The 26,995-nt window shown below is 67.7% G+C and carries 27 protein-coding genes; 11 read left to right on the top strand and 16 right to left on the bottom strand.

Translation table 11 applies throughout. The annotated features are described in order from the left end of the window. Nucleotides 1–16: 16 nt before the first annotated feature. On the bottom strand, nucleotides 17–520 hold the full coding sequence (locus tag GPA22_RS16645) for a disulfide bond formation protein B (RefSeq protein ID WP_425483966.1): 504 nt from the start codon (nucleotides 518–520) through the stop codon (nucleotides 17–19). A gap of 247 nt (nucleotides 521–767) precedes the next feature. Between GPA22_RS16645 and GPA22_RS16640 the strand changes: the two genes are divergently transcribed. Both GPA22_RS16640 and GPA22_RS16635 read left to right on the top strand, forming a co-directional pair. Beyond that, nucleotides 768–1,367, top strand: coding sequence for an FMN-dependent NADH-azoreductase (locus GPA22_RS16640; RefSeq protein ID WP_169257178.1), 600 nt, complete (start codon nucleotides 768–770; stop codon nucleotides 1,365–1,367). Between the two features lie 102 nt (nucleotides 1,368–1,469). Next, nucleotides 1,470–2,363: a pirin family protein gene (locus GPA22_RS16635; RefSeq protein WP_169257177.1), complete on the top strand. Its 894-nt coding sequence runs from the start codon at nucleotides 1,470–1,472 to the stop codon at nucleotides 2,361–2,363. 226 nt (nucleotides 2,364–2,589) lie between these two features. On the opposite strand, the gene ybiB is transcribed toward GPA22_RS16635, so the two are convergent. Next, on the bottom strand, nucleotides 2,590–3,510 hold the full coding sequence (ybiB, locus tag GPA22_RS16630; protein ID WP_169257176.1) for a DNA-binding protein YbiB: 921 nt from the start codon (nucleotides 3,508–3,510) through the stop codon (nucleotides 2,590–2,592). A 49-nt stretch (nucleotides 3,511–3,559) separates the two neighbouring features. Here ybiB and GPA22_RS16625 point away from each other — a divergent pair, with 49 nt between their 5' ends. Genes GPA22_RS16625 through GPA22_RS16615 form a run of 3 tightly spaced genes read left to right on the top strand, consistent with a single transcriptional unit; the run spans nucleotide 3,560 to nucleotide 5,485 of the window. Next, nucleotides 3,560–4,444: a 2-hydroxy-3-oxopropionate reductase gene (locus GPA22_RS16625; RefSeq protein WP_169257175.1), complete on the top strand. Its 885-nt coding sequence runs from the start codon at nucleotides 3,560–3,562 to the stop codon at nucleotides 4,442–4,444. Next, nucleotides 4,444–5,325, top strand: a complete 882-nt coding sequence (locus GPA22_RS16620) for an NAD(P)-dependent oxidoreductase (protein ID WP_169257174.1) — start codon at nucleotides 4,444–4,446, stop codon at nucleotides 5,323–5,325. Before GPA22_RS16625 ends, GPA22_RS16620 begins: the two co-directional genes overlap by 1 nt. Beyond that, nucleotides 5,318–5,485, top strand: a complete 168-nt coding sequence (locus tag GPA22_RS16615; protein ID WP_169257173.1) for a hypothetical protein — start codon at nucleotides 5,318–5,320, stop codon at nucleotides 5,483–5,485. The genes GPA22_RS16620 and GPA22_RS16615 overlap by 8 nt, the downstream gene beginning before the upstream one ends. Before the next feature lie 106 nt (nucleotides 5,486–5,591). Here GPA22_RS16615 and GPA22_RS16610 read toward each other — a convergent pair whose 3' ends face one another. Both GPA22_RS16610 and mtnA read right to left on the bottom strand, forming a co-directional pair. Beyond that, a complete protein-coding gene (locus GPA22_RS16610) occupies nucleotides 5,592–6,245 on the bottom strand; it encodes a class II aldolase/adducin family protein (RefSeq protein ID WP_169257172.1) in 654 nt (217 codons plus the stop codon). After that, nucleotides 6,242–7,309 (bottom strand): S-methyl-5-thioribose-1-phosphate isomerase, encoded by a 1,068-nt coding sequence (mtnA, locus tag GPA22_RS16605; RefSeq protein WP_169257171.1) that lies wholly within the window; start codon nucleotides 7,307–7,309, stop codon nucleotides 6,242–6,244. The genes GPA22_RS16610 and mtnA overlap by 4 nt, the downstream gene beginning before the upstream one ends. 374 nt (nucleotides 7,310–7,683) lie before the next feature. Between mtnA and GPA22_RS16600 the strand changes: the two genes are divergently transcribed. Genes GPA22_RS16600 through GPA22_RS16585 form a run of 4 tightly spaced genes read left to right on the top strand, consistent with a single transcriptional unit; the run spans nucleotide 7,684 to nucleotide 12,107 of the window. Continuing rightward, entirely contained in the window at nucleotides 7,684–8,841 is a 1,158-nt protein-coding gene (locus GPA22_RS16600; RefSeq protein ID WP_169257170.1) for a pyridoxal phosphate-dependent aminotransferase, read from the top strand. A gap of 52 nt (nucleotides 8,842–8,893) precedes the next feature. Then, nucleotides 8,894–9,148: a PP0621 family protein gene (locus GPA22_RS16595; RefSeq protein ID WP_169257169.1), complete on the top strand. Its 255-nt coding sequence runs from the start codon at nucleotides 8,894–8,896 to the stop codon at nucleotides 9,146–9,148. Between the two features lie 2 nt (nucleotides 9,149–9,150). Beyond that, nucleotides 9,151–10,713, top strand: coding sequence for a sensor histidine kinase (locus GPA22_RS16590; RefSeq protein WP_169257168.1), 1,563 nt, complete (start codon nucleotides 9,151–9,153; stop codon nucleotides 10,711–10,713). After that, the gene (locus GPA22_RS16585) at nucleotides 10,710–12,107 is read left to right on the top strand and encodes a sigma-54-dependent transcriptional regulator (RefSeq protein WP_169257167.1); all 1,398 of its coding nucleotides are present in this window, start codon (nucleotides 10,710–10,712) and stop codon (nucleotides 12,105–12,107) included. Before GPA22_RS16590 ends, GPA22_RS16585 begins: the two co-directional genes overlap by 4 nt. Before the next feature lie 287 nt (nucleotides 12,108–12,394). On the opposite strand, the gene GPA22_RS16580 is transcribed toward GPA22_RS16585, so the two are convergent. The 12 genes from GPA22_RS16580 to GPA22_RS16525 all read right to left on the bottom strand — a co-directional run bounded on the left by GPA22_RS16580 (nucleotide 12,395) and on the right by GPA22_RS16525 (nucleotide 24,691). Beyond that, nucleotides 12,395–12,793 (bottom strand): type II toxin-antitoxin system VapC family toxin, encoded by a 399-nt coding sequence (locus GPA22_RS16580; protein ID WP_169257166.1) that lies wholly within the window; start codon nucleotides 12,791–12,793, stop codon nucleotides 12,395–12,397. Beyond that, complete coding sequence (locus GPA22_RS16575; RefSeq protein ID WP_246264459.1) at nucleotides 12,794–13,036, bottom strand: type II toxin-antitoxin system Phd/YefM family antitoxin; 243 nt, start codon at nucleotides 13,034–13,036, stop codon at nucleotides 12,794–12,796. It lies immediately after the preceding gene. 142 nt (nucleotides 13,037–13,178) lie between these two features. Beyond that, the gene (locus GPA22_RS16570; protein WP_211169174.1) at nucleotides 13,179–13,997 is read right to left on the bottom strand and encodes a hypothetical protein; all 819 of its coding nucleotides are present in this window, start codon (nucleotides 13,995–13,997) and stop codon (nucleotides 13,179–13,181) included. A gap of 258 nt (nucleotides 13,998–14,255) precedes the next feature. Beyond that, nucleotides 14,256–15,788, bottom strand: coding sequence for a PglL family O-oligosaccharyltransferase (locus GPA22_RS16565; RefSeq protein ID WP_169257164.1), 1,533 nt, complete (start codon nucleotides 15,786–15,788; stop codon nucleotides 14,256–14,258). Between the two features lie 286 nt (nucleotides 15,789–16,074). Beyond that, nucleotides 16,075–16,515 carry a pilin gene (locus tag GPA22_RS16560; RefSeq protein WP_169257163.1) on the bottom strand — a complete coding sequence of 147 codons (441 nt, stop codon included), beginning with the start codon at nucleotides 16,513–16,515 and terminating at the stop codon, nucleotides 16,075–16,077. A gap of 450 nt (nucleotides 16,516–16,965) precedes the next feature. Continuing rightward, the gene (locus GPA22_RS16555; protein WP_169257162.1) at nucleotides 16,966–17,265 is read right to left on the bottom strand and encodes a CcdB family protein; all 300 of its coding nucleotides are present in this window, start codon (nucleotides 17,263–17,265) and stop codon (nucleotides 16,966–16,968) included. Beyond that, nucleotides 17,265–17,516 (bottom strand): type II toxin-antitoxin system CcdA family antitoxin, encoded by a 252-nt coding sequence (locus GPA22_RS16550; protein ID WP_169257161.1) that lies wholly within the window; start codon nucleotides 17,514–17,516, stop codon nucleotides 17,265–17,267. Before GPA22_RS16550 ends, GPA22_RS16555 begins: the two co-directional genes overlap by 1 nt. Before the next feature lie 78 nt (nucleotides 17,517–17,594). Continuing rightward, nucleotides 17,595–20,765 carry an efflux RND transporter permease subunit gene (locus tag GPA22_RS16545; protein WP_169257160.1) on the bottom strand — a complete coding sequence of 1,057 codons (3,171 nt, stop codon included), beginning with the start codon at nucleotides 20,763–20,765 and terminating at the stop codon, nucleotides 17,595–17,597. Nucleotides 20,766–20,778: 13 nt separating this feature from the next. Beyond that, on the bottom strand, nucleotides 20,779–22,323 hold the full coding sequence (locus tag GPA22_RS16540; RefSeq protein WP_169257159.1) for an efflux RND transporter periplasmic adaptor subunit: 1,545 nt from the start codon (nucleotides 22,321–22,323) through the stop codon (nucleotides 20,779–20,781). Beyond that, entirely contained in the window at nucleotides 22,320–23,675 is a 1,356-nt protein-coding gene (locus tag GPA22_RS16535) for a TolC family protein (RefSeq protein WP_169257158.1), read from the bottom strand. Before GPA22_RS16535 ends, GPA22_RS16540 begins: the two co-directional genes overlap by 4 nt. 89 nt (nucleotides 23,676–23,764) lie before the next feature. Then, on the bottom strand, nucleotides 23,765–24,115 hold the full coding sequence (locus GPA22_RS16530) for a copper-binding protein (protein ID WP_169257157.1): 351 nt from the start codon (nucleotides 24,113–24,115) through the stop codon (nucleotides 23,765–23,767). A 33-nt stretch (nucleotides 24,116–24,148) separates the two neighbouring features. Continuing rightward, nucleotides 24,149–24,691 carry a cupredoxin domain-containing protein gene (locus tag GPA22_RS16525; RefSeq protein WP_169257156.1) on the bottom strand — a complete coding sequence of 181 codons (543 nt, stop codon included), beginning with the start codon at nucleotides 24,689–24,691 and terminating at the stop codon, nucleotides 24,149–24,151. 150 nt (nucleotides 24,692–24,841) lie between these two features. On the opposite strand from GPA22_RS16525, the gene GPA22_RS16520 reads away from it, so the two are divergent. Both GPA22_RS16520 and GPA22_RS16515 read left to right on the top strand, forming a co-directional pair. Beyond that, complete coding sequence (locus tag GPA22_RS16520; protein WP_169257155.1) at nucleotides 24,842–25,513, top strand: heavy metal response regulator transcription factor; 672 nt, start codon at nucleotides 24,842–24,844, stop codon at nucleotides 25,511–25,513. Continuing rightward, nucleotides 25,513–26,988: a heavy metal sensor histidine kinase gene (locus GPA22_RS16515; RefSeq protein ID WP_169257154.1), complete on the top strand. Its 1,476-nt coding sequence runs from the start codon at nucleotides 25,513–25,515 to the stop codon at nucleotides 26,986–26,988. Before GPA22_RS16520 ends, GPA22_RS16515 begins: the two co-directional genes overlap by 1 nt. Nucleotides 26,989–26,995: the final 7 nt, after the last annotated feature.

The raw sequence follows: 26,995 nt of genomic DNA, 5'->3' as shown, positions 1-26,995 counted from the left end.
GCAAGCCGCCGGGCATTCAGCCGCGGAGCTTCCCGCGCACGATCAGCACGATCGCGCCGATCGCGATCAGCGTCAGCATCACCAGCGACCAGTTCGCGATCGACAGGCCCAGGAAGCTCCAGTCGACCTTCGAGCAGTCGCCCGTTCCCTGGAAGATCATCGGCAGCGCATCGGCCAGCGGGAAGCTGCCGAGCATGAACTCGAGGTCCGGGCCGCATTCGGCCACTTCCGGCGGGTAGATCTGGATCCAGGTCTGGCGCGCGGCGACGCCCGCGCCCGCCAGTGCGGCGACGAGGATCAGCGCGGAGTACGCGCGCGTGCCGGTGCTCCCCGGGTTGTGCAGGCCGCCGACGAGGGCGAAGAGCGCGACGGCGATGAAGGCATAGCGCTGCATGATGCACATCGGGCAGGGCTCGAGGCCGACCGCATGCTGCAGGTACAGGCCGAATCCGAGCAGGCCGACGCAGGCGGCGAAGAGGCCGAGGAAAAGTGTGCGGGAGGACGGTGCAAATGAATTCATCATGGGCATGACAAGGGTGAAGTTGGCGCGATTGTAGGTCAGTCCGGCGCATTCGTCCGCTGCAGCGCGGAAAAGTTCAGTGCCGCGTGCCGCTCGGCCCGGCTAAAGTGCCGGCGGCCGCACGGGGAAAGGGAAAAGGTGATTTGGTGCGGATCGAGCAATAGTGTTGTGCAGCTTTCCGGATTTTTCCGCAACAATGCTTCCCCTAAAGTGACCCCATCGACAAACCACATCGATGGAGAACCAAATGAAGATCCTGCAAGTCAATTCCAGCGCCCGTGCCGCCGCTTCCGCTTCCTCCCGCGTCGCCAACAGCATCGTCGAGCGCCTGCGCGCCGGGAACCCCGGTGCCAGCCTGGTCGTCCGCGATCTCTCCAGCACCCCGCATCCCGTCCTCGACGAAGCGGCGCTGGGCGCACTCTTCACGCCCGCCGACCAGCGCACGTCCGAGCAGGCCGCCCGTGTCGCGCTCGACGACGCACTGATCGCCGAGATCCAGGCTGCCGACGCCGTGGTGCTGGGCGTGCCGATGTACAACTTCGGCGTGCCGGCTCAGCTCAAGAACTGGATCGACGCGATCGCCCGCGCCAATGTGACCTTCCGCTACACCGCGAACGGTCCGGAAGGCCTGCTGAAGGGCAAGAAGGTGTACGTCGCGTTTGCGCGCGGCGGCAAGTATCGCGGCACGGAAGGCGACTCGCAGGTGCCGTACCTGAAGACCGTGCTCGGCTTCCTCGGCATGACCGACATCAGCTTCGTCTTCGCCGAAGGCCTGGCGATGGGCCCGGAAGCGGAACAACAGGGCTTTGCCGAAGCCCAACGCGACATCGAGGCGGCGTTCGCGTAAGCGTCCCGCGACCTCGCACACCCGGACGGCCGGACGATGGATCCGGCCGCCGGGCAAGAACATACAGAGAGCACCCCCGCCCCCAACACGGAGGACAGGACCATGTCCGACAAGCATCAACAACGCAGCAGTGAGGCCGTCGCCCACTCGCGCAGCGTCGAGCGGCTCGTGGCCGGACAGGCCACGTCCGACGGGGCGGGGGTGAAGCTCACCCGCGTGCTGACCCAGCCGCTGCAACGTCGGCTCGATCCCTTCCTGATGCTCGACGCCTTCGGCAGCAATGACCCCGACGACTACCTCGCCGGCTTCCCGGATCACCCGCACCGCGGCTTCGAGACCATCACCTACATGATCGCCGGGCGCATGCGTCACCGCGACAGCGCCGGCCACGAAGGCCTGCTCGAGAACGGCGGCGTGCAGTGGATGACGGCCGGCCGCGGCGTGATCCACTCGGAGCTGCCCGAGCAGGAAGAGGGCGTGATGGAAGGCTTCCAGCTGTGGCTCAACCTGCCGGGGCGCGACAAGATGTGCGCGCCGTGGTATCGGGACTTCGCCGCTGCCGAGCTGCCGTCCTTCACGACCGACGCGGGCGCCGCGGTGACATTGATCGCCGGCGAGAGCCACGGTGTGGCGGGCGCGGTGACGCGCGACGCGACGGCGCCGCTGTACCTCGACATCCATCTGCCCGCGGGGGCCCGCTTCGCGCAGACCCTGCCGGCGGGGCACAACGCCTTCCTCTACGTGTATCGCGGGGCGGTCACGGTCGCGGGCACGCCGGTGGCGGTGCAGCGCATGGCGATCCTCGCGAACGACGCGGCCGCGGATGGCGTCGTGATCGAAGCGGGCGAGGCCCCGGCGCGCGTGCTGCTGATCGCGGGCCGGCCGCTCGGCGAACCGATCGCGCAGTACGGCCCCTTCGTGATGAACACCCAAGTCGAGATCCACGAGGCCCTGGCCGACTATCGCGACGGGCGGTTCGCCCCGATCGCCAGCTGATTTCGCTTCGCAAACCGCTCCTGCGCCCGACAGGAGAGGCTTTAGCTACGGCGGGAGTTTCCCCTCCCTGAGCTCTCGCCGTGGTTGAGGTCTCCCCTGTCGGGCGCAGATTCCCATCGAGGCCGCGCTCCAAACCCGCCGTTCGCCCTGAGCCCGTCGAAGGGAATGGGCAGGGCTTCGACAGGCTCGGCCCGAACGGTTATTGCGTTGCCGGGGTTTAAAGGACTCAGGCCTTGTTCGCGAGCCGCACCAGCAGTGCGGCCTGGTCGAGCACCGGCTGCGGCACCGGCACCTTGCCGGCGAGCATCGCCCGGATCAGCGCCGCATTCTCTTCCACGCCCGGTGCGTCGGGCAGCCCTTCCAGCGGCGGGGCGCCCCCTTCCTCCGCGGGCCAGCCGAGCTCCGCGACGCCATCGCGGAACACCTGCATCGCCGGTCGCCGGCGCGGGTTTGCGTAGGCCTCGCCTTCGGTCCCGCGCATCAGCATCGCGCGCCCGCCGTCCGCGACGAGGAATTCGTGCATGCGCTCGAGGTACTCCGGGTGCGTGACCGCGACGACGCGCACGCTGCGCCCGAGGCACGGATCCACAAGCTTCGCCATCGTGTGGCCGCTGCCGCGTACGCCGAGGCGCAGGCGCAGGCTCAGCAGGCGATCGAGTCCGGGCAGCAGCTCGTCGAGGCGCAAGCAGGCGATGCGCTTTTCGGCGAGTTCGCGGTGCGCGTCGCCGATGCCGAGCGCCGGGTGGATGTCGAGTGCCGCGAGCAGTTCGAACGGGCTCACGCGCGACTCGAAGTCGTGCCGCCCCTGGATCAGCACCGGCACGCCTGCGCGCGCGAGCAGCAAGGCGACGAGCGGCATCAGGTTGGCCTGACGGCGTGCGCCGTTGTAGGTCGGCAGGATCACGCAGCGCGGGCCGGGCGGCACCGCGAGCTGCGGGCAGCGGGCGTCCATCGCGCGCTTGAAGCCGAGGAGCTCGTCGCGCGACTCGCTCTTGAGGCGCAGCGACACGATGATCGCGCCGAGCTCCAGGTCCGGCACCTTGCCGTCCAGCATGTCGCCGAACAGCTGCTCCGCCTGCACGGCGTCGAGGTCGCGCGCGCCCTTGGCGCCACGGCCGATTTCCTTGATGATGGGGGCGTAGGTCATGGCGACGATTATGCGTCGCGATGCGCGTTCCAGCCACAGGAGAATCGAAATGGAAGTCGGATTCATCGGCCTCGGCCTGATGGGGCGCCCGATGGCGCTGAACCTGATGAAGTCCGGGCACAAGGTGCAGGTGTGGAGTCGCCGGCGCGAGTCGATGCAGCCGCTGCTCGACGCGGGCGCGGGCGATTGCGCGAGTGCGGCCGAGCTCGCGTCGCGCGTCGAGGTTGTCATCAGCATGGTCGCGGATGCGCCCGACGTCGAGCACGTCGCGCTGGGGCCGCAGGGCGTCGCCGACGGCGCGCGTCCCGGCCTGATCTTCGTCGACATGAGCACCATCGCCCCGGCGGCGGCGCAGGCCATCGCCGCCAAGCTCAAGGCGCGCGGCATCGAGATGCTGGATGCGCCGGTGTCGGGCGGCGAGATCGGCGCGATCAACGCGAACCTCACGATCATGGTGGGCGGCGACGCAGCCGCGTTCGAGCGCGTGAAGCCGCTCTTCGAGGCGATGGGCAAGACCGTGTCGCTGATCGGTGCGAGCGGGGCCGGCCAGGTCGCCAAGGCGTGCAACCAGATCCTCACCGGCGTCGGCGTCGCGGCGGTGGCCGAGGCGATGAATTTCGCGCAGAAAAGCGGCGTGGATGCGGCGAAGGTGCGCGAGGCGCTCCTCGGCGGCTTCGCCTATTCGCGCGTGCTGGAGAACCACGGCCAGCGCATGCTCGACCGCAACTTCAAGCCCGGCTTCAAGGCGTGGATGCACCAGAAGGACCTGCGCATCGTGATGGAAGAGGCGCATCGCCTCGGCCTTTCGCTGCCTACGTCGGCCGCGACCGCGCAGATGCTCAACGCGATGGTCGGCAGCGGGCTGGGCGAGAACGACTCGATCGCGATGCTGAAACTCCTCGAACGCATGAGCGGCGGCGAGGGGCAGGACTGATGGAGGTCGGGTTCGTCGGACTGGGCGCGATGGGGCGCCCGATGGCGCAGCACCTGCAGCGCGCGGGCCATCGGCTGCACCTGTGGGCGCGCCGGCCGGACAGCGTCGCGCCCTTCGCGGGCACGGACGCGGTCGTGCATGCGACGCCGGCCGCGCTCGCCACGGCAACGGACGTCGCCTTCACGATCATCACGACCAGCGAGGACGTCGAGCGCGTCGCACTGGGCGAAGGTGGCTTCGTCGAAGGGGCGCGGCCGGGTTGGGTGCATATCGACATGAGCACGATCGCGCCCGGCACGACGCGCCGCATCGCCGCCGCGCTCGCCACACGCGGGGCCGCGATGCTCGACGCGCCGGTGTCGGGCGGCTCGGTCGCGGCGGAGGCCGGCACCGTCGCGATGATGGTCGGCGGCGACGCGGCCGTGCTGGAGCGCGTGCGTCCGCTGCTCGCCTGTTTCACGCGCGCGATCGTGCATGTCGGCGACAACGGTGCCGGCGAGGTCGCCAAGGCGTGCAACCAGATGATCATGGTCGCGGCGATCCAGGCCTGCGCCGAGGCGATGCTGCTCGCGCAGGCGCATGGCGTCGATGCGGGGAAAGTGCGCGAAGCCCTGATGGGCGGCTCGGCGTCGTCGCGCATGCTCGACCTCATGGGTGACCGCATGATCCGGCGCGACTTCGCGGCCGGCATCGAGGCGCGTCTGCATCACAAGGATTTCGGCATCCTGATGGACGAGGCGGCGCGCCTCGGCACGCCGCTGCCGGTTGCGGCGCAGGTGTGGCAGCAGCTCAATGCGTTGATGGCGCAGGGCGGCGCGCACGACGACACGTCCAGCCTGTTGCGCGTGCTGGAGCGTGCATCCGGGCGCGGCGGTGAGTGACGATCCGGTCTCGGGCCTCGTCGGCGCCTATGTCGCCGACGTGCTCGGCGACAAGGCCGCGCGCACGTGGCGCTGGGTACGCTGGCTGCGGTTTGCGGGCGGGGTGCTGCTGTTCGTGGTGATCGCCTTGCTGGCGCTACTCTCCCTCGCCAACCCGTAGCGCGTCCGTGGGGCGGATGAGCCGAAGCGTTATCCGCCGCATGCGCTTCACGCGCAACCGACATGCGGCGGAAGGCGCTACGCTTTCCGCCCTACGGCCTGTGTCTCTACGCCGCCCGCGGCTTGCCGTACCAGCGGAAGCGCTCCACCACCTCCGCCATCTCCGCATCCGACAGCACTACCGGCTCGCCGAGCTGGCGCGTGCGCCAGTACTGTTCGCACAGCGTCTCGAATTCGATCGCGAGATCGAGCGCGTTGTCGAGATCGCGCCCGAACACCAGCATGCCGTGGTTCGCCATCAGGCAGGCCGAGCGGCCCTCCATCGCGGCGAGGATGTGGTCCGACAGCGCCTGCGTGCCGAAGGTCGCGTAGCGCGCGCAGCGCACGGTGTTGCCGCCGAAGCGCGCGATCATGTAGTGGAAGGGCGGGATCTCGATGCGCTGGCACGCGAGCGAGGTCGCGAATGGCGCGTGCGCGTGCAGGATCGCGCCGGCTTCCGGCCGCCGCGCGTAGAGGTCATGGTGGAAGCGCCATTCGCTCGACGGCGCGAGGCGTCCCGTGGCCGTGCCGTCCCCGGCGACGATCACCATGTCGTCCGGCGAGCACGATGCGGGCGGCATGCCGCTGGGCGTGATCAGCATGCCGCCGGCTATGCGCACGCTGACGTTGCCCGCGGTGCCGGTGTTGAGCCCGGCGGCGCTCATCGCGTGCGCGGTCGCGAGGAGATGCTCGCGAAGCCGGCGGTCGACGGACAGGCTCATCGCGCCGCTTCCGGATACAGGTCGCGCAGCCGGTCTGGCGCGCACACGCCGCGCTCGGTGATGAGGCCGGTGATGCAGCCGGCGGGCGTCACGTCGAACGCGGGGTTGGCCGCGGCCGTGGTTGCGGGCGCGAGGCGCAGCGTCTTCACTGCGCCGTCAGTGTCCTGCCCGAGCACCGTGCATACTTCGGCCGCGCCGCGGTCCTCGATCGGGATCGCGCTGCCGTCGGCGCAGCCGAAATCGACGGTGGAGAACGGCGCGGCGATGTAGAAGGGCACGCCATGCGCGCGCGCGGCGAGCGCCTTGAGGTAGGTGCCGACCTTGTTCGCCGCGTCGCCGTTGGCGGCGACGCGGTCGGCGCCGGTGATCACGACGTCGACCGCGCCGCGCGCGAGCAGGATGCCGGCCGCGTTGTCGGCGATGAGGCGCAGCGGCACGCCGGCTTCGCGCAGTTCCCACGCGGTAAGGAGGCCCTGGTTGCGCGGGCGCGTCTCGCTGACCCACAGCTCGACGGCGAGGCCGCGTGCTTGCGCCTCGTACACCGGGGCGAGCGCGGTGCCGGCGCCGCAGGTCGCGAGCCAGCCGGCGTTGCAGTGGGTCATCACGCGCAGCGGGCGGTCGAGTCCGGCGGCCAGGCGCTCGAGGATCGTGTAGCCGTGCGCTCCGATCGCCGAGCACATTTCGGCGTCGTCGCGGTGGATCGCCTCGGCTTCGCGCCATGCCGCCGTGGGACGTTCGGCGGCGGGAAGCGGGCGCAGGCGTTCGCGCATCCGGCCGAGGGCCCAGTGCAGGTTCACGGCGGTCGGGCGCGTTGCGGCGAGGGTCGCCAGTGCAAGGTCGAGGCGCGCGTCACTGGCATCGGTGGCGAGCGCGATCGCGACGCCATACGCGGCGGTCGCGCCGATGAGCGGAGCGCCGCGCACCTGCATCGAATGGATGGCCGTCGCGACTTCGTCGAGCGTGCTCAGGCGGCGCAGCTCGCACACGTGCGGCAGCAGGGTCTGGTCGAGGATCACGACTGCGTCGCCGTCGCGGCGGATCGTGGGAATGGGCTGGGTAAACATCAGGGTATTTTAACCGGGCGGGCGGTGCGACTGTGGGCCGCGCTGCGTTGCCGTGGTCGTGGAGCCGCTGTTTGAGGTGGCGGAACTGTCGGCGGCGTGCCGGAGCCTTCGTCCGCCGGGCAGACGCTCGCGGCCTGCGGCTGCCCGGAGCGGAACGGCGCGCGGGGGCGGCGACGCAAACTCGCCGGCTGCGCCGGCTCAGACATGCGTCGCCTTGTTTCCCCCGCACCCCGTTCCGCTCCGGCGCTCACGACAGCCCGGCGGACGAAGGCTCCGGCACGGGTGAGCATCGGTGGCGACATGTGCGAAGGAGTTTCGTCATGGATCGCTGCTCTGCCAGAATGCTCCGATCCGCCGAACAAGAGCCCGCTGCCATGCCGCATTTCCCCGCCCCGTTCGAATCCCGCCTGCCGCATGTCGGCACGACGATCTTCACCGTGATGTCGCGCCTCGCGCACGAGTGCGGAGCGATCAACCTGTCGCAGGGCTTCCCGGACTTCAACGCCGAGGACGTGCTGTTCGAGCGCGTCGCGCACTGGATGCGCGCCGGGCACAACCAGTACGCGCCGATGGGCGGCGTTGCGCCGCTGCGCGAGGCGATCAAGCAAAAGATCTCCGCGCTGTATGGGGCGGAATACGACGCCGAAGCCGAGATCACCGTGACGGCCGGTGCGACGCAGGCGCTGTTCACGGCGATCGCGGCACTGGTGCATCCGGGCGACGAGGTCATCGTGTTCGAGCCCGTGTACGATTCCTACGCGCCCGCGATCGAGCTGCAGGGCGGGCGCGTCGTGCGCATGCAGTTGACGGCGCCCGACTATCGGCCGGACTGGGGCGCGGTGGCCGAGGCGATCACGCCGCGCACGCGCATGATCATGATCAACAGCCCGCACAACCCGACCGCGACCGTGTGGACCGCGGGCGACATGGCGCGGCTGGCGGCGCTGACGCACGGCACCGGCATCGTGATCGTGTCGGACGAAGTCTATGAGCACATCGTCTTCGACGGCCTGCGCCACGAGAGCTGTGCCCGCTACCCCGAACTTGCCGCGCGCAGCCTGATCGTGTCGAGCTTCGGCAAGACCTATCACATCACCGGCTGGAAAGTCGGCTACGTCGTCGGGCCACGCGAGCTGATGGCGGAGTTCCGCAAGGTGCATCAGTTCAACGTGTTCACGGTGAATACGCCGGTGCAGCTCGCACTCGCCGACTACATGGCGGATGCGGCACGCCATGAGCAGCTCGCGGCCTTCTACGAGGCCAAACGCGACTTCTTCCGCACGGCGCTCGCCGGTTCACGCTTCGAGCTGCTGCCTTCGTCCGGCACCTATTTCCAGCTCGCGCGCTACGGCGCAATCTCCGACGAGGCCGACACCGCTTTTGTGCAGCGGCTCACGCGCGAGACGGGCGTCGCGGCGATCCCCGTGTCGGCCTTCTTCGCCGACGGCCGCGACGAGCGCGTGATCCGCTTCTGCTTCGCGAAGAACGAGGCGACGCTCGCGGCCGCGTGCGAGCGCCTGCGGCAGGTGTGACACCGGCACGTGCTAAACTGCTGCGGCTGATATACCGCCTACATCGTCCATCGTGCGCAACCTGCTCTTATTCGTCCTCGTCCTGATCGGCATCTGGTGGGTGCGCCGCGCCCTGAATCGCCCGAACGACGGGAGCGACACGGCGGGCAGGGGGCGCGGTGCGGGCCGCGGCAATTCGCCCGAGCGCATGGTCGGCTGCGACCACTGTGGCATCCACGTGCCCGAGAGCGAGGGCGTGCGCGACGGCGACCGGTTCTTCTGCTGCGAGGAGCACCGCCGTCTGGGCGTACAGCGCCGGGAATCCTGAGGATGCACGCCGATGCGGACGAGAGACGCAACCTGGCGCGCCGGGGGCCGCTGCGCTACCTGAACCTCTTTCGCCTGATCCTCGCGGGGTTGTTCCTCGTCGCGGGGCTCGAGCTCAATCTCGGCGCGGACGCCCCCAAGGTCTTCAACGCGGCGGCCTTCGCCTATCTTGCCGCCGTGCTGGCGCTCGGCTTCCCCGATGCGGCGCGGCGTTTCGGCATCGACCGCGTCATCACCGTCCAGGCCGTCATCGACATCGCCGTCCTGACCGTGATGATGTGGGCCAGCGGCGGCTACCGCAGCGGCCTGCCGGTGCTGATGATGGTGGTGCTCGCCGGTGCGGGCCTCGTCGCCGAAGGGCGCATGGTGCTGTTCTACGCGGCGCTCGCGACGGTCGCCGTCCTGGCGGAGAACGTCTGGCGCCTGGTCGCCGGCGGGCGGGCGGCGGACTTCCTGCAGGTCGCGTTCGTCTGCACCGCCTTCTTCGGCATCGCGATCACGGCGCGCTTCCTCGCGTTGCGCGCCAAGGCGAACGAATCGCTCGCGGTGCAGCGCGGCGAGGCGCTCGTCAAGCAGCAGGCGGTCAATGAGCGCATCATCCGCGACATGCAGGACGGCGTCCTGGTGGTCGACGCCGACGGCATCGTTCGCCAGGCCAATCCGCGCGCGGCCGAGCTGCTCGGGCTGATGAGCGTGGATGGCCTGCGCCTGCGCCACATCGACGAAGCGTTCGCCGACGTCCCCGCCTGCTGCGCCGGGCCCGACGGCAGCCTGCGCCGCCTCGGTCCGGCGGGCAAGCTCCTGCGCTGCCGTGCCATCGGCGCGCACGACGAAGATCCCGGCGCCGCGGGGGGCGAAACGGTGCTCTATCTCACCGATTTCGAGGAAATCCAGACCCATATCCAGCAGCTCAAGCTGGCCGCGCTGGGGCGCCTCACGGCCAGCATGGCGCACGAGATCCGCAACCCGCTCTCCGCCGTCACCCAGGCTGCAGAGTTGCTGACCGAAGAAAAACGCGGCGAAGTCCAGCTGCGGCTCGTGCGCATCATCAATGACAACTCCCGTCGGATCGAACGCATGATCCGGGACGTTCTCGCCCTGGGGCGCCGCGACGAAACCTTGCCCGAGGCGCTGCCGCTGGCGTCCTTCGCTGGCGGCCTGATCGACGAATTCGCGCTGCGCGGCGGGGCCGAGCGCGCAATCTTCGCGATCGACATCCCCGACGACGCCACCTTCGCGATCGACCGTGCGCATATGCACCAGATCCTCGACAACCTGATCGCCAACGCGCGGCGTTACTGCTCCGGCGGTCCCGGTTCGGTGCGCGTGCTCGCCAGCGTCGAGCCGGGTGGACGAACAGCCGTGCATGTCAGCGACGACGGCCCCGGCATCGCCGAATCGGACCTCCCGCGCATGTTCGAACCCTTCTTCACGACGCACCCCAAGGGCACCGGGCTCGGCCTCTACATCTCCCGCGAACTCGCCGAAGCCAACGGCGCGACGCTCGAATTGCGCGACAATGCGCCCGGCGCCCATTTCGTGCTCACCGGACGGAGTCAGCCATGAACACATCCGAACGACGCAGCCGCCCCGCCGGTGTCGACGTCCTCGTCGTCGACGACGAGGAGGACATCCGCGAAGTTCTGGAACTCTCGCTGCTACGCATGGGCCTCGCCTGCGACACCGCCGGCACCGTCGAGGAAGCGCGCCGCCTGCTCGCCGAAAAGACCTATCGCCTGTGCCTCACCGACATGCGGCTGCCCGACGGCGACGGGCTGGAGCTCGTCGCGCACATCCAGTCGCACGCGCCCGGGCTGCCGGTCGCGGTGATCACCGCCTTCGGCAGCATCGAAACCGCGATCCGCGCGCTGAAATGCGGCGCTTTCGATTTCGTCACCAAGCCGGTCGAACTCAAGGCCTTGCGCGAACTCGTCAATCACGCCCTCAAGCTCCAGACGCCCGCCGCGCCCGCGCCGGGCGGCAGCAACGGCACACGCACGCTCATCGGCAACTCGCCCGCCCTCGAACACCTGCGCACCCAGATCGCCAAGCTCGCGCGCAACCAGGCGCCCGTTTTCATCCAGGGCGAATCCGGCACCGGCAAGGAAGTCATCGCGCGCCTGATCCACGAACTCGGCCCGCGCGCCGCCGCGCCCTTCGTGCCGGTGAACTGCGGCGCGATTCCGCCCGAACTCATGGAAAGCGAGTTTTTCGGCCACCGCAAGGGCGCCTTCACCGGCGCCGTGTTCGACAAGGATGGCCTCTTTCAGGCCGCGCGCGGCGGCACCCTGTTCCTCGACGAAGTCGCCGACTTGCCGCTCGCGATGCAGGTGAAATTGCTGCGTGCGATCCAGGAGCGCGCCGTCCGCCCGGTCGGCGCCCACGCCGAAGAGTCGGTCGATGTGCGCATCCTCTCCGCCTCGCACCGCGACCTCGCGCAGCTCGTCGCCGAAGGCAAGTTCCGCCAGGACCTCTATTTCCGCATCAACGTCATCACCCTGCGCGTGCCGCCGCTGCGCGAGCGGCCCGAGGACATCTCCACGCTTGCCGCACATGTCCTCGCAAGGCTCGCCGAGCGCGACCGTGTGCCGCCACACCGCCTCTCGCCCGAGGCCGCGGCGGCACTGCGTGGCCATCCGTTTCCGGGCAACGTCCGCGAACTGGAAAACCTGCTCGAGCGCGCCTGCGCGCTATGCGACGGCGACGAGATCGGCACCGGCGACATCGACCTCCATCCTGTCGAGGGCATCCCCCGGCCGATTTCCGCCGCGGCGTTCGGGAATGCGACGCAAGCGCCGCCGGATGGGGACGACGACTCCGACGATGCGACCGACGACGAGCGCCTCCGCATACTGCGTATGCTCGAGGATACGCGCTGGAACCGCTCGGAGGCCGCGCGCCGGCTGGGAATGACGCTCAGGCAGTTGCGCTACCGGCTGCAGAAGTGGGGGATGGAGTAGCCTCCGCCGTCGTGCCGATGGTTGCGATCGCGTTTTGACAGGCGGTGGTTCGAATCATGGGCGCGCACGTCCGCCCGTCGAAGGAGACAAAATGAGTTTCCTTCGGACTTGTTCCGCGTGCGCGCCACGGTACATCAACGGCTGGGACGCTCCACTTTTTCAGGCCGCTCGACCCTTCCGGGCGCTCCGGCCGTTCGGGACGTTCCACTCGTTCTACACGCTCGACGCGTTCCACCTTCTCCGGACGGGACGGGCGTTCCAGCTTCTTGGCGTCCTTTGTTGTTCAGCTAACGTAGCCAGTTTTCCACCAGCAGTCCGTCGATGCGCGAGAATTCGCGGACATTGTCGGTTACCAGCACGGAGCCAAGCGCCAGTGCTTGTGCGGCGATGAGCATGTCGTTGGCGCCGATGATCTTCCCGGCGGATTCCAGTTCCGCCCGCAGCGAACCATAGTGTCTTGCGGCGGCTGCATCGAACGGTACAACGGGGAACCCGCCCATGATCGCATCGAAAATCCGCCGGTTATGCTCCTGACGCTTGCTTTTCGCAATGCCGTATTCGATTTCCGACATCACGATCGGGGAGAGTGCGATATCGGTGGCTGCGCAGTTTTCGAGCCTCCCAACGACGGCTGGAACTCCCTTGCTTAGCGCGATCACGACATTGGTGTCGAGCAGGTAGCGCATTCAGTCGAGATCGATTTGGTGTGCATCAAGGGGCAGTTCGGCCGGGCTATCGATGTCCAGGCCACCCTGCGCCCAGACCTCGCGGAGTACGTCGGCAGCGCTGCGCAAAACCCGCTGTTCAGGTACCAGCCGCGCAACCGCCTTGCCACGGCGCGCAATGACAATTTCCTCGCCGGCTTCAACAAGTTCAAGCAGGGCAGAAAGATGGGCTTTGGCGTGCGCTATCTGCACTTGACGCATCATGTTCTCATTGTGACCAATATGGTCATATATTAGCCTCGGCGTTTCAGTTCGGTCAAGGAAGCAGGGTGGCGCGTACGTACGCCGGCCGAAGGAGACGGAACAGATTTCCTTCGGTCTTATTCCTCGTGCGCGCCGCGGCACATCAACGGCTGGGGCGCTCCACTTTTTCCGGCCGCTCGACCCTTTCCGGGCGCTCCGGCCGTTCGGGACGTTCCACGCGTTCTACACGCTCGACACGTTCCACCTTCTCCGGACGGGACGGGCGTTCCAGCTTCTCGGCGCGTTCCGCGCGCTCCCCGCGTGCGGCGACGTCACTCTGCCCCCGCCGTTCGGTCTTCTCCGCCTTGCTCGCGCTGCGTTCGGCACGTGCGTCGCGCTTGATCGATTGCGCCACGCGCTCGTTACCCGACTTTATTGCACTGATGACGCGGCCGAGCTTGAAGCCGTTTTCCTGCGCGATCTTCCCCCAGCCCATGCCGGCCGCGCGCATCGTCATGATCCCCTGGAAATTCGTTGCCTGGCCGTTGATCACGATCGTTCCGCCCGTGAGGGCGGCCGCAAGCTCTGCGGACGTCGGGTTGGTGATGCCGGCCTGGGTGAGGCTCGCCTGCGCGAGCGCCAAGGTGATGAACACGTTGCCGTAGCCCATCGGTGCGGTCGGCGTTACCGTAACGAGTTCGGTCTCGGGGGTTCCGGCGTTCTCCGGTTGCAGAACCACTGCCGTGCCGGTGCGCAGGCCCTGGATCAGGGCCAACGCTTCCGGTTCGCTGCCCACGAGCGGGGAAAAATCCTTGGCCATGCTCTCGGCGGCGCGCGTCGGCGCGGCACTGGCGGTCCGGTCGAAAGTGACCGCCGCCTGATTGAGGTCGTTCGAGGTGGATTGTGCCAGCGCGACGGCCGTCGAGCCGCCGAGGGCCACGATCATGAGCGCTGAAAGCGCATGCCGCTTGAGACGAAACATCATGGTGCTTCTCCTGTGCATTTGCCGAGCCCGGCGGGATTGGGAGGCCTCCGGCCGACGATTGATCGTCCGGCCCGCAAACGGGCCTGCCGAGAGGGATTCCGATGGTTTCCTAGTGCAACATCATCCGGAAATTAAAGTTTCTTTGCACGTGAAGTAACAAGTTCTTACGGTGTCAGGGTTGAAGCTTGCGCCGCATTGGTTGTGTCGTCGTGCGACATAAATGCGGCGGTACTGCGTGTGATTGTTTCCTGAAATCTATCGATCAGCCGGGGATGCTTGATTGATTTCATCCATCGCCTTTTTGCAGTTTCTCTCTGTTTCGACGCTGCACATTCGCTCGAGCCAGGCTCTACCATCCGCAGGGCGACCATTCAGTGTGAGCGCTTGCGCGAATTTTCTGAAATAGATGGGCTTGTGCATTTGGAGAACAGCAGTTCTGAGGTCTTGCAACTCGACGTCGCTCATTTGTGCTCGTGGGACAACCCGCGCAGCGGTGACCGCATTTTGAAGCTGATTTAACGCACGAGTCTGTGGCGGCTGCGGGTTTTCTTCCAGAAAGAAGCCTGCCCATTCCATTCTTAAAATTGTGTAGCTCTTTTCGACTCGCAGATAGTCGGTCACCGTGATGGCGAGCATCCCGATACTGAGTATCGATACCGCGAAAAACGAGAATCGTCCGACGGACAATCCCGAGGCTTCACCCCTGCTCTGGTGGTGTGCTGTGCCGATAAGAAGGCCGGCCGGGAGTAAAAAATATGCATAGGAGAATGGGTACTCCAGCATCGAGTGGTTTACGAATGCCAACAGGAAAAGGAAGGTGACGGCACCAAGTGGGTCCTGAATGCTGCGAAACCAATTCCAGAGCCATTTAAGTAGCCCGAAAATCAGAATAATTCCGACCGGAATTCCACACCAAACAAGTAAGTCCAGAACGATGTTATGAGCGTATGGGAACGTGACATGTAGGGCTGAATGTTGCAGTGAGGCGTTCAGATGAGCCGTGGCGGTCTGGTTCCACCCGTATCCCGTGAGCGGGCTTTGCAGAATGGCGTCGATCAATAGTGACCACGCGGAGAGGCGTAAATCCGGCGACGCGTTGCTAAGGCCAGGGATGCGATTAAGTGCGTTCGGGGCCAATAAACTGACGGCAGCGACGCATGCGGCAAAGTACAGTCCCAGTGCGCTAACAACCCATGGCGTTTTTCTTTCGATCCAAAGCGCGCGCCACCACCATGTAGAGAGGATGATCAGACCGACCGCAATCCAGGCTGTACGCGAGTTCGTCAGCGCAAGGCCAAACAGGAGAATCAGAGCTGTTACGACCGCCGTGAGGGTGCCAATCTGCCGGCGAAGCGTTGCCCAGAACGTCGCAATCAAACCCCAGAGTAGCAATGTTGCCAGGTGGTTCGGTTGCCCGAGATTGCCTGAGGGTCTGGCGGAATCAGAGTCGGCCAACCATATGCCAAGTCCGTCGAGTTCAAACCACTGGTAGGCTTGAAGCAGTACTGATAGCAGGCTAGCCGCTCCAAAGGCCAAGCAGAGCATATCGATCAATTCACGGGGGCGGGAGGCCTCCCAGAAGCGCCCGACCAGCACTGCGCTCAGGAAACCAATTACATAGAGGCTGTTGATCCACGCATGCCCAAAATTCGGGATTTTGCCTAATGCATATTGAACAGCCGGGATGGTTGCCGCGAGCGCAATGAGCAACGAGAAATGGTCGAGGGTGAAACGGCGGGGGCACATCACCACCGCGAACGGAAGCAGGAGGCATATCAATATGGCCATCCAGGCTTCTGAATGAAACGAAGTCCAGGGGAGGGTGTGATTGGGCAGCAGCCATGCAGTGGCTGCAAGGATCGACCAGAACGTAGTCCAGAGGGCGGGGGTTCCCATAGCGAAGCTCTTGATTTGGTGCGGCGTCGGGACGTTGGGACACGTCCTGAAGAGATTATCTCCGCTTCGTGAAACTGTAGTGCGGATGTAACACCGCTGTCAGAGCCGAAGACATGAAAAAATGCCGCAGGGTCTGGAACCCCGCGGCATTTCACAATGCTTGGCCGATCAAGTGTAATTAGGTTTTCGGCAGGAATTTCGCCGGAACGGAGCCGGTAACCGCAGTCTGACATTTGGTATCCGACGCGCAAGTGATCGTATAAACGACGTTCTTTCCATCGACGTCGGTGTTGCCGGTGGCCCGCAACACGACCGTGATGGTGGCTCCGGTTGTCCCAGTGCCTACCGCTGTCACAGATTCGACATACTTGCTGCTAACGTTGGCTGCCGTCGCATTCAGGCCGAAGTCGGCGTTGGTGGCGCTGGCGGTCAAGGTACCTTCGTTGAACATCACGGTTGCCGCAGTGCGTGCAGCGGCGGTCATCGAGGCCGCTTCCGAAACCTTGGCCTTGACCGTGTAATCCTGATACGCCGGCAGCGCCACCGCCGCCAAAATACCGATAATCGCCACAACGATCATCAGTTCGATCAGGGTAAAGCCTTGTTGAACCTTTTTCATGATGCTCTCCTTGATGGAAACCGCGGAAAATCCGCTTGGTATTCCTAATGCAACCGCTGTGCCAGCTTCCCAGAAAAGCGCGCATGCCGAGCGCGAAGATCGCGAAACGCATGCAAAAACAAATGGATATTGCCATTGCCGGCCTCGCGGGCCTGATGTCCCCGCCGACTGCTTCCGTGAAAATTGTCACAATTTGCGTCAAGCCGCGACAGGGGGCGCCAACGGCGCTGTCAAGGTTTGACAATGTCACACGCTGCCGCATGTGCCTTGGATTGCCGTCCTGTCTGCATCCGGCGTGTGGCCGCATCGTGACTACATTTTCAGTGTCAAGACGGTTCACGGAGAGTCATCATGGTGGCACCTCACGTAGGTGCCAGACGTGGTGCTGGAGTACGGGGATGTGCTCGACGGATGAGTGCCGTTCGATCTGCAGTCGCGGGAGGGACGGAATCAGAAGCCCTGGAACAGCAGATCGACCGCCGCGGTGATTTCGGCGCGGCAGGAGTCGATCCGCGCGACGGGGCTCTTCAGGATCTGCGAAGGTACGGCGGCCATGAACTGCGTCAGCATGACCACTTGCTCGCTGCCCATATTCAACACCGGATTCAGCGTCGCCGCCGGTTTCGGCGCCCGGTCAACGGGGAGCAGCGGCGCGACGATACGGGTATTGAGATGATCGAGCAGGTTAGCCTGGAGATCGACGAGGTAGCCGTCGCCTTCGGGGTTGCGGTACACGTCAAAGCGCGCCATCAGAAGCCCCGGTAGCGCGCCAGCGGCAAGCCGTGTTGCTCGACGAACTCGTTCGAGCTTTCCAATGCCTCGCGATTTTCGGCCTTCCAGAGTTCAGCGCGGCGCTCCAGGACCGCACGAGCGAGGCCCGCTTCGGCCGCTTGGGAAACGTTGATGCGAAGCGCCTTGGCTTCCGATAACAGTGCTTCCGGAAGTGAAACGTTTGCGGGCTTGCGCGGGGCGCCGGGTACGGTGGGGGTATTTGTGCGCATGAAAGCCTCCATGAACAATGTGTGTGTTCATGTTGGCTTAGATAAACATTGGGTGCAAGCACGAGCGAAACCCGTCGCTCAAACCGGCTGAATGTCTCCGGTGATTGGCGTCGATGAGGTCTCCAACCCCCGCTTCAGCCGCCATTCCTTCACCAGCGCATAGATCGCCGGAATCACTCCCAGTGTCAGCACCGTGGAAGACAGCATCCCGCCGACCATCGGCGCGGCGATGCGGCTCATGACCTCGGAGCCGGTGCCGCTGCCCCACATGATGGGGAGCAGGCCGGCGATGATGGCGACGACGGTCATCATCTTGGGGCGGACGCGTTCGACCGCGCCTTCCATGATGGCGTGGTAGAGGTCGCCGGCGTCGGGCTCGCGGCCTTCGGCGAGGCGTTGCGCCTTGATTTCTTCCCACGCGTGGTCGAGGTAGATCAGCATGACGACGCCGGTCTCGGCGGCGACGCCGGCGAGCGCGATGAAGCCGACGCCGACGGCGACGCTGATGTTGTAGCCGAGCCACCACATCAGCCAGATGCCGCCGACGAGCGCGAAGGGCACCGACAGCATGACGATCAGCGTTTCCGTGAGGCGGCGGAAGTTGAGGTAGAGGAGCACGAAGATGATCGCGAGCGTGAGCGGGACGACCACGGCGAGCTTTTCCTTGGCGCGCTCCATGTATTCGAACTGGCCCGACCAGGTGGCGTAGTAGCCGGGCGGGAAGGCGACTTTCTCGGTGACCGCGCGGCGCGCGTCGGCGACGTAGGAGCCGATGTCGCGGTCGCGGATGTCGACGTACACATAGGCGGTGAGCAGCGCGTTCTCGGTGCGGATGCCGGGGGCACCCTTGGCGAGCGTGACCTTGGCGAGCTGGCCGAGCGGGAGGTTGCCGCCGGCGGGCAGCGGCACGAAGACTTCGGCGGCGATGCGGCGCGGGTCGTCGCGCAGGTCGCGCGGGTAGCGCACGGCGACGGTGTAGCGTTCGAGGCCTTCGACGGTGGTGGTGACCGGGTCGCCGCCGAGGGCGGTGGCGACGACCATCTGGAAGTCGTCGACGGTGATGCCGTAGCGCGCGAGCTGGGCGCGGTCGGGGACGATGTCGAGGTAGAAGCCGCCGGTGACGCGCTCGGCGTAGGCGCTGGTGGTGCCGGGGACTTCGCGCACGACGGCTTCGACTTCGCGCGCGAGGCGTTCGATGGTGGCGAGGTCCTTGCCGAAGACCTTGACGCCGATCGGCGTACGGATGCCGGTCGAGAGCATGTCGAGGCGCGCCTTGATCGGCATGGTCCAGGAGTTGGCGACGCCGGGGAACTTGAGCGCGGCGTCCATCTCGGCGATGAGCTTGTCGGTGGTCATGCCGGGGCGCCATTCGGATTGCGGCTTGAGGTTGACGACGGTCTCGAACATCTCGAGCGGGGCGGGGTCGGTGGCGCTGTTGGCGCGGCCGGCCTTGCCGTACACCGATTCGACTTCGGGGAAGGTCTTGATGATGCGGTCGGTGGTCTGCAAGAGCTCGCCGGCCTTGGTGACCGACATGCCCGGGAGCGACGCGGGCATGTAGAGCAGCGTGCCTTCGTTGAGCGTGGGCATGAACTCCGAGCCGATGCGGCTCGCGGGGAAGACCGTGATCGCCATCGAGAGCGCCGCGGCAACCAGCGTGAGCCAGCGGTGGCGCATGACCCAGGCGATGATCGGGCGGTAGAGCCAGATCAGCACGCGATTCACCGGGTTCCTGGCCTCGGGCATGATGCGGCCGCGGATGAAGAGCATCATCAGCACCGGCACGAGCGTCACCGACAGCAGCGCGGCGCCCGCCATCGCGAAGGTCTTGGTGAAGGCGAGCGGCGAGAACATGCGGCCTTCCTGGCCTTCGAGCGTGAACACGGGCAGGAAGGAGACGGTGATGATCAGCAGCGAGAAGAACAGCGCCGGGCCGACTTCCTTGCAGGCGCGGATCATCGCCTCGGCGCGCGCGGACTGCGGGGCGTCGTGGGGAAGGTGTTCGAGGCGCTTGTGGGCGTTCTCGATCATGACGATGGCGGCGTCGACCATCGCGCCGATGGCGATCGCGATGCCGCCCAGGCTCATGATGTTGGAGCCGAGGCCGAGCGCGCGCATCGCGATGAAGGCGATGAGGATGCCGATCGGCAGCGTGATGATCGCGACCAGCGCGCTGCGCACGTGCATCAGGAAGATCACGCATACGGCGGCGACGATCAGGCTTTCCTCGAGCAGCGTGCCCTTGAGCGTCGCGATCGCGCGTTCGATCAGCGCGGAGCGGTCGTAGACGGGGACGATGGAGGTGCCCTCGGGCAGGCCGGAGGCGATCTCGGCCATCTTGGCCTTGACGTTGGCGATGACTTCGAGCGCGTTCTGGCCGAAGCGTGCCATGACGATGCCGGAGGCGACTTCGCCTTCGCCGTTGAGCTCGGCGATGCCGCGGCGCTCGGCGGGGACCATCTCGACGCGGGCGACATCGCGCACGAGGACGGGGGTGCCGCCTTCGCTCTTCAAGACGAGCCGGGCGATGTCTTCGGCGTTCCGCAGGTAGCCGCGGCCGCGCACCATGTATTCGGTCTCGGCGAGTTCGACGACGCGGCCGCCGACGTCGCGGTTGGAGGCGCGGATGACCTGCGCGACGCGGTCGAGCGGGATGCCGTAGCTCGCGAGGCGGTGCGGATCGACCGTGACCTGGTATTCGCGCACGAAGCCGCCGAGGCTCGCGACTTCGGCGACGCCGTGGGCCTTGGTGAGCTGGTAGCGCACGTACCAGTCCTGCAGGCTGCGCAGCTCGGCGAGCGAGCGGTCCTTGCCGGTCAGCGCATACTGGTACACCCAGCCGACGCCGGTGGCGTCCGGGCCGATCTGCGGCGCGACGCCTGCGGGCATGCGGCCGGCAGCGGACGAGAGGTATTCGAGCACGCGCGAGCGCGCCCAGTAGATGTCGGTGCCGTCCTCGAAGATCACGTACACGTAGGACGCGCCGAACATCGAGAAGCCGCGCACGACCTTGGCCTTGGGCACGGCCAGCAGCGCGGTCGTGAGCGGGTAGGTGACCTGGTCCTCGACCACCTGCGGCGCCTGGCCGGGGTAGTCGGCGTAGACGATGACCTGCACGTCGGAGAGATCGGGCAGGGCGTCGACGGGCGTGTGCTTCAGCGCATAGACGCCGGCGGCGCTGACGAACAGCGTCGCGAGCAGCACGAGGAAGACGTTGCGCGCCGACCAGTCGATGAGGCGGTTCAACATGCCCGTGTCCCTCTCAGTGTCCGGTGTGGCCGGCGGATGCGGGCGCGGCTGCTTCGATGCGCGTGACCGCGAATTCGCCCGGTGCGCGCTGCTCGAACTGGAAGCGGATCGGGCTGCCCGGGGCGACGTGCTTGCCGACCTCCGGCGACGCGAGGGCGAACTCCATCGTCATCGGCGGCCACTTCAGCGCGGGGATCTCGCCGTGCGTGATGCTGACCGAGCCGCCGGAGAGGTCGATGGCGTCGAGCGTGCCTTCGGCGGAGTAGCTTGGCGCGGCGCCGGCGGCGGCGTCCTTGCCGGCGGTGAAGCCCGCGAGCGCTGCGCGCAGGTTGCTTTCGGCGTCGATCAGGAAGTTCGCCGAGACGACGACGCGCTCGCCGGCGGCGACGCCGTCGAGGATCTCGATGTGCTCGCTGCCGCGGCGGCCGACCTTGACGGCCTTGGGCAGGAAGCGGCCTTCGTCCTGCGCGACGAGCACGACCTGGCGCTCGCCGCTGTCGATCAGCGCCGAGGCCGGCACCGTCAGCGTCGGTGCGGCGGCGCCGGTGTTGACGTCGGCGTGGGCGAAGAGGCCGGGGCGCAGCAGGCCGTCGGGGTTCGCGAGTTCGAGGCGGATCGGCGTGGTGCGCGTCGCGGCGTCGAGGGTCGGATAGAGGTAGGCGACCTTGGCGTCGAAGGTCCGTCCAGGGAAGGCGTCGAGCGTGACCACCGCATGCTGCCCCGGCTTCACGCGCACGAGGTCGCGTTCGTAGACGTCGGCGAGCACCCACACCGTCGACAGGTCGGCGATGCGGTAGAGCGCGTCGCCCGGCATGAAGCGCATGCCTTCGACGGCCTTCTTCTCCATGACGACGCCGTTGGCGGGGGCGGTGAAGGTGAGGCGGCCGCTGCCCGACTTCGCACCATCAGGCAGCTTCATCTGCCAGTTCGACACGCGTGCGCGGGTGGCGTCGGCGAGGCGCTTCGCCGACTCGGACGCGGCCGGGTCGGCGGCGGCGTCGCGCTGCAGGCGTTCGGCGATCTGCAGCTCGCTGCCGGCGGAGACGAGTTCCGGGCTATAGACGGTGAACAGCGCCTGGCCGCGGCGTACCGGGTCGCCGCTGGCGTTCACGTGCAGGCGCTCGATCCAGCCTTCGAAGCGCGGTGCGACGTCGACGACGCTGCGTTCGTTGATCGCGACGCGTCCGACCGCGCGCACCGGTTCGTCGAGCGTGCGCAGTTCGGCGGCGGCGGTGCGCACGCCCAGCGTCTGCAGGCGCGCGGGGCTCACGGTGACGGCGCCGGTGTCGTCCGGGCCGGCGTCTTCGCCTTCGTACACCGGGATGTAGTCCATGCCCATGGAGTCCTTCTTCGGCACCGGCGAGGTGTCGGGCAGGCCCATCGGGTTGCGGTAGTAGAGGATCTTCTTGCCGCCCGGGGCGGCCGCGGTGGCGGGGCTCGCGTCGGCGGCGGCCACGGGGGCGCCGTGGTCCGCGTTGCGGGTGCCGGCGAAGTAGCCGGCGGCGAGCGCAGCGGCGACCGCGAGCGTGGTGAGGGTGAGGCGTGCGGCGGCTGTCACGGGGTTTCTCCGACCAGTTTCTCGATTTCGAACAGGGCCGTGCGGGCTTCGATCTCGGCCTGCAGCAGGCTCGTGCGGGTGTCGACGAGCTGGCGCTCGGCTTCGAGCACGGCGTCGAAGTCGACGCGGCCGGTCTCGAAGGCGGCGCGGCTGGCGTCGCGCGTGGCTTGCGCCTGCGGCAGCAGCGTGCCGCGGATGAGGCGCCGGGTTTCCTGCGCGCTGGTGAACGTCGACCAGGCGCTGCCGAGTTCGCCGGCGAGGCGGGAGGCGGTGGCCTCGCGGCGAGCGTCGGCCGCGGCGAGCATCTGCGTCGCCTCGCGCTCGCGCGCGCGTCGTGCCGACTGCTGCAGCGGGATCATGACCTCGAACATCACGTCCCAGGTCTGGTTCTCGCCGCGCGCGCGGTTGTTCGTCACGCCGACCGAGTAGTCCGGATAGCGGTCGGCGAAAGTGCGTTCGCGTTCGAGCCGCGCGGCGTCGATGCCGCGTTCGTCCGCCGTGATCGCGGGGTTCGCCGCGCGGGCGCGGGCGATCAGGGCGGGGAGGTCGAGCGCCGAGGGCAGTGCGGCGGGCTCGGCCGGTGCGGCGAGCGGTGCGTCGGGCGAGCGCGCGAGGATGCCGTTGAGGGCGGCCGCCGCGCCGCGCCGGCGCTGCCCGATGCCGACCTGCGCAATGCGCTGGGTGGTGATCTCGCGCTGGGCGCGCAGCACTGCCTGCTGCGGGACGAGCCCCTGGCGGTAGCGCGCGAGGGTCGCTTCCTCGAGTCCGCCGAGGAGCGCGAGGGATTCGCGCGCGAGCGCGGCCTCGCGGTCGGCGGCGTAGTAGCGCAGCCATGCCTGCTTGATCGTCAGCGCGAGGTCGAGCCAGGCCGCATCCAGCCCGGCGGCGGCCTGTTCGGCCTTGGCCGCGGCGCTGCGGGTCTGCAGATCGCGCTTGCCCCAGCCGGGGAGCGCCTGGATGACGCGGTAGCGCGTTTCGCCGACGCGGCCCGGGACGAGGGTGGTGCCGCCGCCGCGCATCTGGTTGGTGAAGTCCATCAGCTCGACCTGGAAGTTCGGGTCGGGCAGGGCGCCGGCCGAGTCCGTGCGTTCGCGCGCGGCCGCGGTTTCGGCGCGCTGGGCGGCAAAGCCGGGGTTGCTGGCGCGGGCCTGTTCGAGCAGGCCGGCGATGTCGGCGCCGAGGGTGGGCGCGGCGGGCAGGGCGGCCACCGCGGGGGTTGCGACGGGGAAGCTCCGGGGCAGCGACCCGGGTTCGTCCTCGGCGTGTGCGGCGGCGCCCGAGAACGCGAGCGCCGCGATGAGGAGGGGGAGGCGCAGTGGGCGCGAACCTTTCCTCATGAGGGACGAAGTCATCGTCTGGACTCCGCTAAAGGGTTGTTGTTCTTGCCGGCCGCGCGCGACTGGATCCGCCTCGCGAACGCCGGTGGCCGCGAGGCCGCGGGTCACTTCACGACTTCCAGCTGCTTGACGCTGAACGCGCCGTCGACGCGCTCGGCCACGAAGCGGATCTTGTCGCCGGCCTTGACCTGGTCGAGCATCGCCGGGGCGCCCGCACGGAAGGCCATCGTCATCGATGGCATGCCCAGATTTTCGAGCGGACCGTGGGCGATGGTGATCTTGCCGGCGGCCTTGTCGACCTTGCGCACCGTGCCTTCCGTCGGCGCGGCCGGTTTCGCCGAGGCGTCGGCCATCATGTGCGCGCCGTGGCTGCCGTGCGCATCGTGCGTGCTCTGTGCGAAAGCCGTCGGGGCGGCGAGGAAGGCGGCAGCGATCAGGAAGGGCTTGAGTTTCATGATGTCGGTCTCGTGAGTGGTTCGTGGGGCGTTTCAGCGGGTTTTCGGCGTGGCGCTTCGCGCGGCGGGTTTGACGTCCACCGTGCCGACCATGCCGGCGTCGAAATGGCCCGCGATCAGGCAGGCGAACTCGAACGGGCCGGGACGGTTGAAGGTCCACACGATCTCGGCCGTGCCGCCGGGCGGCACGTGCGCCATCCAGGGGTCGCCGTGCTCCATGTCGGGAAACTTCTTCATCAGTTCGGCGTGTTCGGCCAGGGTCTTGCGCGTGCCGAGCACGAGTTCATGCAGCGTCGCGCCGTCGTTGTGCGCGACCAGGCGCACCGTTTCGCCTTCGCGCACTTCGATGCGGTCGGGCGTGAAGCGCATGCGGTCGTCCATGCGGATCGTGATCGTGCGCGCGGCGTCGCGGCGCAGGCCGGCAACACCCCAGTCCTGCTGTTCGCGTACGACGGATTCGTCGGTTTTCGCCGCGTGCGTGGCGGTACCGTGGGCGCTGGCGGCGAGCGGCAGCGTGGCGGTTGCCGCGGCGAGCAGCAGTCCGGTCAAGGGGGCGAGGAAGCGGGGTGTCGGCATCACGAGGTCCGGGATGGTGTGTTTGCCGAGATGATGGGGAGGCCTGGGCGACGCGAGGCTGACGCGAAGATTACATCTTTGTAATCATGAGCGCGGCGCCGGGGCGGAAGGCACAATGCGCCGCAAGAGCAGGAACCGGAGGAACCGGCAGTGAAGATCCTGATCGTCGAGGACGAAATCAAGACGGGCGACTACCTGCGCCAGGGGCTGGCCGAGGCGGGCTTCGTCGTGGACCTCGCGCGCGACGGGATGGACGGGCTGCACCTCGCGCTGACCGGCGACTATGATCTCGTCATTCTCGACGTGATGCTGCCGGGCCTCGACGGCTGGAGCGTGCTGCAGACGGTGCGCCGCGCCGGGCGCGAGATGCCGGTGCTGTTCCTGACCGCGCGCGACCAGGTCGAGGACCGCGTGCGCGGGCTGGAGCTGGGCGCGGACGACTACCTCGTGAAGCCCTTCGCCTTCTCCGAACTGCTGGCGCGCGTGCGCACGCTGCTCAGGCGGGGCAAGACCAAGGAGCCGGAGCTGCTGCGCGCGGCCGACCTGGAGCTCGACCTGCTGCGCCGGCGGGTGACGCGCGCGGGCCTGCGCATCGACCTGACCGCCAAGGAGTTCGGCCTGCTGGAACTGCTGCTGCGCCGGCAAGGGGAGGTGCTGCCGCGTTCGCTGATCGCCTCCCAGGTCTGGGACATGAACTTCGACAGCGACACCAACGTGATCGAGGTGGCGGTGCGGCGCCTGCGCGCCAAGGTCGATGACCCCTTCGAGCCCAAGCTGATCCGCACCGTGCGCGGCATGGGTTACGTGCTCGAGGCGCCCTGATGCCGAGACTGTCGCTCACGCTGCGGCTGACGCTGCTCTTTGCCGCACTCTTCGCGGCGGTGCTGCTGGGGCTCGGCGCCTACATCGAGGCGTCGGTCGAGCGCCATTTCGAGGAGAGCGATCTCGTCGATCTGCACGGCAAGCTCGAACTCGCCCGCTCCGTGCTCGCGCGCGTGCAGGACGAGGAGGGCTACGCCAGCGTCGCGCAGCAGCTCGATGCGGCGCTCGTCGGGCACCACGGCCTGGCGGTCGCGGTGGTGCGCGACGAGGGGCGGGGGGAAATCCTGTTCGCGTCCTCGGGGGCCGATTTCCCCGAGCGGATGGTGCGGGAAAGCCCGGCGGGGGCCGCCGTTTTTCCTTCGGCGCGCACCTGGGTGCAGCGTGGGCACGTCTACCGTGGCGTCATCGCCAATGCCCGCACGGGGATTGCCGGGGAGCCGGAGGCGCGGGTGGTCGTGTCGATGGATGTCGATCATCACCGCTTGTTCATGCGCGATTTCGAACGCTCGCTGTGGCTCGCGGTGGCGCTCGCGATCGTCGCGACTGCGCTGCTCGGCGCGTTTGCGGCGCGTGGCGGCCTGGCGCCGCTGCGCAAGATGGCGGAGGTCGCGCGCGGGGTGTCGGCGCAGCGCCTCACGGCGCGCATCGATACCCGCCGGCTGCCGGTCGAACTCGAATCGCTGGCGGGCGAGCTCAACGCGATGATGGCGCGGCTGGAGGACGGCTTTCGCCGGCTGAGCGAGTTCTCGTCGGATATCGCGCACGAGCTGCGCACGCCGGTGAGCAACCTGATGACGCAGACCGAGGTCGCGCTCGGGCGGGCGCGCAATGCCGACGAGTACCGCGAGATCCTGCTGTCGAACCTGGAGGAATACGAGCGGCTCGCGCGCATGATCGCCGACATGCTCTTCCTCGCGCAGGCGGACAACGGTCTGCTGCCGCGCCCGGCCGAGACGCTGGCGCTGGCCGACGAGGCGCGTGCGCTCGCGGAATTCTACGAGGCGCTGGCGGAAGAGAAAGGCCTGCGGCTGGTGGTGGGCGGCGACGCGACGGTGCGGGGCGACCGGCTCATGCTGCGGCGTGCGGTCTCCAACCTCCTGTCGAATGCGCTGCGCCACTCGGCCGCGGGCGGCGTCGTGCGCATCGCGATCGACACGGCCGCGGGCGAGGCCCGCCTCGCGGTGAGCAACCCGGGCGAGACGATCCCGCCCGAGCATCTCGCACGCATCTTCGACCGTTTCCACCGCGTGAACCCGGCGCGCACCCGCCAGGGCGACGGCGCCGGCCTGGGGCTTGCGATCACGCGCTCGATCGCCGAAGCGCACGGCGGCCGCGTCGGGGTCGAGTCGGCCGGCGGTCTCACCACGTTCACGCTCTATCTGCCGCTCGCGTCCGCCGAGGCGCGTGCGACACCCGGCCCGGGCCGCGCGGAACCTCCGCCGCCGGCTGCGGGCCAAACGTCCATAACCGTGTGAATCCGAG

The organism is Aromatoleum toluvorans (genome assembly GCF_012910905.1).
Taxonomy (GTDB): Bacteria; Pseudomonadota; Gammaproteobacteria; order Burkholderiales; family Rhodocyclaceae; genus Aromatoleum; species Aromatoleum toluvorans.
This window is presented reverse-complemented; position numbering and strand designations above follow the sequence as displayed.

Coding starts and splice junctions, on each gene's coding strand:
- GPA22_RS16645 (WP_425483966.1), bottom strand. CDS start 520: ATGAATTCATTTGCACCGTCCTCCCGCACACTTTTCCTCGGCCTCTTC.
- GPA22_RS16640 (WP_169257178.1), top strand. CDS start 768: ATGAAGATCCTGCAAGTCAATTCCAGCGCCCGTGCCGCCGCTTCCGCT.
- GPA22_RS16635 (WP_169257177.1), top strand. CDS start 1,470: ATGTCCGACAAGCATCAACAACGCAGCAGTGAGGCCGTCGCCCACTCG.
- ybiB (WP_169257176.1), bottom strand. CDS start 3,510: ATGACCTACGCCCCCATCATCAAGGAAATCGGCCGTGGCGCCAAGGGC.
- GPA22_RS16625 (WP_169257175.1), top strand. CDS start 3,560: ATGGAAGTCGGATTCATCGGCCTCGGCCTGATGGGGCGCCCGATGGCG.
- GPA22_RS16620 (WP_169257174.1), top strand. CDS start 4,444: ATGGAGGTCGGGTTCGTCGGACTGGGCGCGATGGGGCGCCCGATGGCG.
- GPA22_RS16610 (WP_169257172.1), bottom strand. CDS start 6,245: ATGAGCCTGTCCGTCGACCGCCGGCTTCGCGAGCATCTCCTCGCGACC.
- mtnA (WP_169257171.1), bottom strand. CDS start 7,309: ATGTTTACCCAGCCCATTCCCACGATCCGCCGCGACGGCGACGCAGTC.
- GPA22_RS16600 (WP_169257170.1), top strand. CDS start 7,684: ATGCCGCATTTCCCCGCCCCGTTCGAATCCCGCCTGCCGCATGTCGGC.
- GPA22_RS16590 (WP_169257168.1), top strand. CDS start 9,151: ATGCACGCCGATGCGGACGAGAGACGCAACCTGGCGCGCCGGGGGCCG.
- GPA22_RS16585 (WP_169257167.1), top strand. CDS start 10,710: ATGAACACATCCGAACGACGCAGCCGCCCCGCCGGTGTCGACGTCCTC.
- GPA22_RS16580 (WP_169257166.1), bottom strand. CDS start 12,793: ATGCGCTACCTGCTCGACACCAATGTCGTGATCGCGCTAAGCAAGGGA.
- GPA22_RS16575 (WP_246264459.1), bottom strand. CDS start 13,036: ATGATGCGTCAAGTGCAGATAGCGCACGCCAAAGCCCATCTTTCTGCC.
- GPA22_RS16570 (WP_211169174.1), bottom strand. CDS start 13,997: ATGTTTCGTCTCAAGCGGCATGCGCTTTCAGCGCTCATGATCGTGGCC.
- GPA22_RS16565 (WP_169257164.1), bottom strand. CDS start 15,788: ATGGCCATATTGATATGCCTCCTGCTTCCGTTCGCGGTGGTGATGTGC.
- GPA22_RS16560 (WP_169257163.1), bottom strand. CDS start 16,515: ATGAAAAAGGTTCAACAAGGCTTTACCCTGATCGAACTGATGATCGTT.
- GPA22_RS16555 (WP_169257162.1), bottom strand. CDS start 17,265: ATGGCGCGCTTTGACGTGTACCGCAACCCCGAAGGCGACGGCTACCTC.
- GPA22_RS16550 (WP_169257161.1), bottom strand. CDS start 17,516: ATGCGCACAAATACCCCCACCGTACCCGGCGCCCCGCGCAAGCCCGCA.
- GPA22_RS16545 (WP_169257160.1), bottom strand. CDS start 20,765: ATGTTGAACCGCCTCATCGACTGGTCGGCGCGCAACGTCTTCCTCGTG.
- GPA22_RS16535 (WP_169257158.1), bottom strand. CDS start 23,675: ATGACTTCGTCCCTCATGAGGAAAGGTTCGCGCCCACTGCGCCTCCCC.
- GPA22_RS16530 (WP_169257157.1), bottom strand. CDS start 24,115: ATGAAACTCAAGCCCTTCCTGATCGCTGCCGCCTTCCTCGCCGCCCCG.
- GPA22_RS16525 (WP_169257156.1), bottom strand. CDS start 24,691: ATGCCGACACCCCGCTTCCTCGCCCCCTTGACCGGACTGCTGCTCGCC.
- GPA22_RS16515 (WP_169257154.1), top strand. CDS start 25,513: ATGCCGAGACTGTCGCTCACGCTGCGGCTGACGCTGCTCTTTGCCGCA.